At 45.4% G+C, this 3,574-nt stretch carries 2 protein-coding genes; both read right to left on the bottom strand.

The window, feature by feature from the left end; genetic code table 11:
* Positions 1 to 270: 270 nt before the first annotated feature.
* Entirely contained in the window at positions 271 to 1,944 is a 1,674-nt protein-coding gene (locus tag NNN71_RS24090; protein WP_223803887.1) for a glycoside hydrolase family 43 protein, read from the bottom strand.
* A 62-nt stretch (positions 1,945 to 2,006) separates the two neighbouring features.
* A complete protein-coding gene (locus tag NNN71_RS24095) occupies positions 2,007 to 3,446 on the bottom strand; it encodes an MFS transporter (RefSeq protein WP_163446091.1) in 1,440 nt (479 codons plus the stop codon).
* Positions 3,447 to 3,574: the final 128 nt, after the last annotated feature.

The following is a 3,574-nucleotide window of genomic DNA, read 5'->3' on the forward strand; positions in this document are numbered from 1 at the left end:
GACGTAATGAATCCTCCATATTCTGGATAATTAAAATTTAGCCATAGACAAATAATCTATTATGACACTATGCGTATTAACCAAATGACTGATGTCATTTCGATATTTCGACCATAAGGGAAAATACAACTTGCGGTATTTCATCGTCACGCCTGGCAATGTGCTGGCGCTATCTATCACATCCTGATGCGAGGCGGTCGCTGTATCAGCTACCGCCTCTTACACAAGACTATCAGTGAACAATTTACATTCACTAATCTGCCGTTAAGCTCAGCGTCGTTCGCTAGCCTCCCAGCTATAAATGCCCGCGGAGGTTAACGTGTCACCCAGTTCCTGATAGGAGAAATCATAAAAATCGGCACTGACTTCATAACCAGAATAGTCGACGGCTGCCAGGCCAACGAAGGCTCCGGTAAAGAACCCGCCATAGCTTTGCAGGACGTAATCGTCTGACAGTATTGCAGCATCTAATGTGACAGGAATTTCAGTGAAATGAGTGCCGTCAAAACTATATTCATAGCTATAGGTTTGTTTCCGAACCTTCGTGCGGAACCAGACATACTCAGTACCTTCCGGAATTTTGATCGCATCATCTTTTAAATAAGATGTATATTTTCCACGGTTATTCTCACCAACTTCAATGACCGAGCCATTAATTTCATTCCAGGTGATGAAAACAAAACTCCAATGACGATCGTTGTAGTAGTTTGTTAACCCAGCCATCTGTTGATAGCTAAATGGATTAAATTTAACCTTAACTTGCGCATCAAAATAGAAGGCTTGCCAGCGTCGGGCAATGAGCGACAGGTCATGGGTATTGGCTAACGAGCCTTGACCTATTAATGTCAATTTACCTTCGCCGGTCGTGCCCATCTTTTCGTTAAACGGAACGCGAAGCGTATTCCAGTTGTGATCGAGCGTCGATGAGGTAAAGGCATCATACTGGCTATGATCTTTGGCGCTTTCGGTGTAAATGGCATCCTTTGGCCCTTCAACGAAGGTTTTTCCACCGTGCCCCCCTTCGACACGCGGCCAGCCTTCTTCATCCCAGTACACTTTTTGAATCGATGTCTCTCTGCCCAGCGTTGACCAGCCGCGCGGGTCGTAAATCGACTCACCAGGGCGATTCCACGGACGGGCGCAGAGCGAGGCGTAGTACCATTCACCACCAGGCGTTGAAACCAAAGCGCCATGCCCTTGCTTTTGAATGTAACTGTCTGGTGTATCGACGTTAGTGATGAACACCTCGCCAGGCGCAGTTTCAAAACTGTGGGCATCCAGCGTTTTTGAACGGGCAACCACTTCCTGATGGGTAAACACCGTCCCGCCCTGAGCGGCGAAAAGATAGTAATAACCGTCTCGTTTATAGAGATGCGGCCCTTCAACCAGTGCCACAGCGGTACCGCGATAGAGCGTTCGTGCGGTTTCTGGTTTTAATTTTAAGGTCCTGGTGTCAAGCTCCGTTAACGTAATGCCATTGAATGGATGGTGATATTCACGGTGATCCCAGGTTTGTTGAACAATATATTTGCGCCCATCATCATCATGGAACAATGAAGCATCAAAACCAACGCCATTCAGTTTAATGGGGTCTGACCATGGGCCACGGATATCCGTCGCGGTGGTCAGGTAGTTGGTCATGTCTTTAAAGGCGCCTTCTGTGATTTTCACATCCGTATACACTAGCCAGAATTTGCCGTCAGCATAAGAGAGCGCCGGAGCCCAAATCCCACCGGATGAAGGGTTGCCCTTCATATCCAAAAGCGTGGTTGTCGATAACGGACTGGGGAGAAGATTCCAGTTTTGCAGATCCTTTGACTCGTGTAAGCGAACGCCAGGGAACCACTCAAATGTAGAGTTTGCAATATAGTAGGTTTCACCAACGCGGATAATGCTGGGATCCGCATTGAATCCAGGTAATACAGGGTTTTGAATAATGGCCATATCATTCTACCTTTCTATAATTATTTATTTTAAATCTTTCACAAATCGAATAATTTTTTAAACTATACCCGTATCTCATCAAGCTGACGGTTGATCTCGGTGACATTTTTGTCTGAGATAGGGTAAAGCTGAATAATGATCATCGACACAATCGCCAAAATAATAGGGATCCACACGGCTGTCATAATAATGCCATCGATAGCACTGGCACTTTGCTGTGCTCCGGTTTCGCTAAAGCCATATGCCGCCAGTAACCACAATGGAATCGCGCCGCCAATCGTAAAACCAATCTTGAAGAACAGGCCCATAATCGCATTAATAATTGCGGCGTTGCGCTTCCCTGATTTTAATTCGCCATACGCAATCACTTCAGGAACCAGTGCCCACATGAAACCCGTGGCCGAAGTTAAGCCCCATTGTTTGATAAATGTCGCGATGTAAGCCAGCCAAAGCGCATCATGCATTCCTTCACGTGACCAAACGTAGGTCAATAATTCACCGACGATAAACATGCCAAGGAAAAGATGGAAGAACCCTTTTTTACCAAAAATGCGCTTCAGTCTGGACCAGAAAATAGGGAAGATAATACCGGGAATTGAGGCGACAAGACCAATTGCGCCCATCCATTCTGAATGACCAACAACAAACTGATTAAAGAAACCATTGACCGTGTTCATAAAGAACATAAAGGTAAAGGCCAGCATGAAGAACAGACCGAGAATGACCAGAGGTCGGTTATTTTTCAGCTCAAGGAAGAGATCGGTTGTTTTCACGTTAGCGGTTTGTTCCGCCGTCGCGACAACACGCTCTTTAGTGAATTTGTAGCAGACGAAAAGTGCCACTGCGCCAATTATCATATAAATGGAGTATACGCCAAACCATGCATAATTCGCGGATGGATCGGTATAGTTACCCATATTAAGTTCAAGACCAAAAAAACCCGTGTCTTTGAGGCTTCTGTCTTTGGGTGACGCCATTTGTACAAACATCGGGAACAGCGTATAGACTAGCAGGTTAGCGCTGTTTGCCAGCATCATGCGGGTACTGGTGAGTTTATCAATGGACTCCGGATCTCGCGTCAACGAGGCGTTAAGAGAACCATAAGGAATATTAACCACTGAATACACCAGGTCCAGCGCTAAATAAATAATAAACGCAAAGGGAACAGAACCCCGAACCCCAGGGATAGGGGCGAACAGCAATGCGGAAAGAATAACAAGCGGAATACCGGCTCTTAAAAGCCATGGGCGATATTTACCTGCCGCTGAACTTCTTTTATCAACATAGGTTCCGACCATCGGATCCCAAAAAACGTTAACGATACGAACAAAAAGAAATATAAATCCAGCCGTTGCCGTACTAATGGTATTTACCGTCAGCATGTGTAGCGCGAGAAAACCGCCAATCGTACCGAATACAAGGTTCTGCGCAAAGTCACCCATCCCATAACCAATACGCTCACCCCGTGTTAATTTGTGATATTCGTCATGCCGATTTTGAATTATATTTTTACGCATTCCAATCAGGTCTCCGATTTCATTTGTGAATGTGAAACACTTTTTGGCACAGGTCACCGCCGACAATCTATTGCGTTTTTATATTAACTGGTTACGTTTTTTTACTTTTGTGA

It is taken from the genome of Kluyvera sp. Awk 3 (genome assembly GCF_028069715.1).
Lineage (GTDB): Bacteria > Pseudomonadota > Gammaproteobacteria > Enterobacterales > Enterobacteriaceae > Kluyvera > Kluyvera georgiana_A.

What these genes read in the sequence shown, in the direction of transcription:
- NNN71_RS24090 (WP_223803887.1), bottom strand. Translation starts at nt 1,944, where the DNA reads ATGGCCATTATTCAAAACCCTGTATTACCTGGATTCAATGCGGATCCC.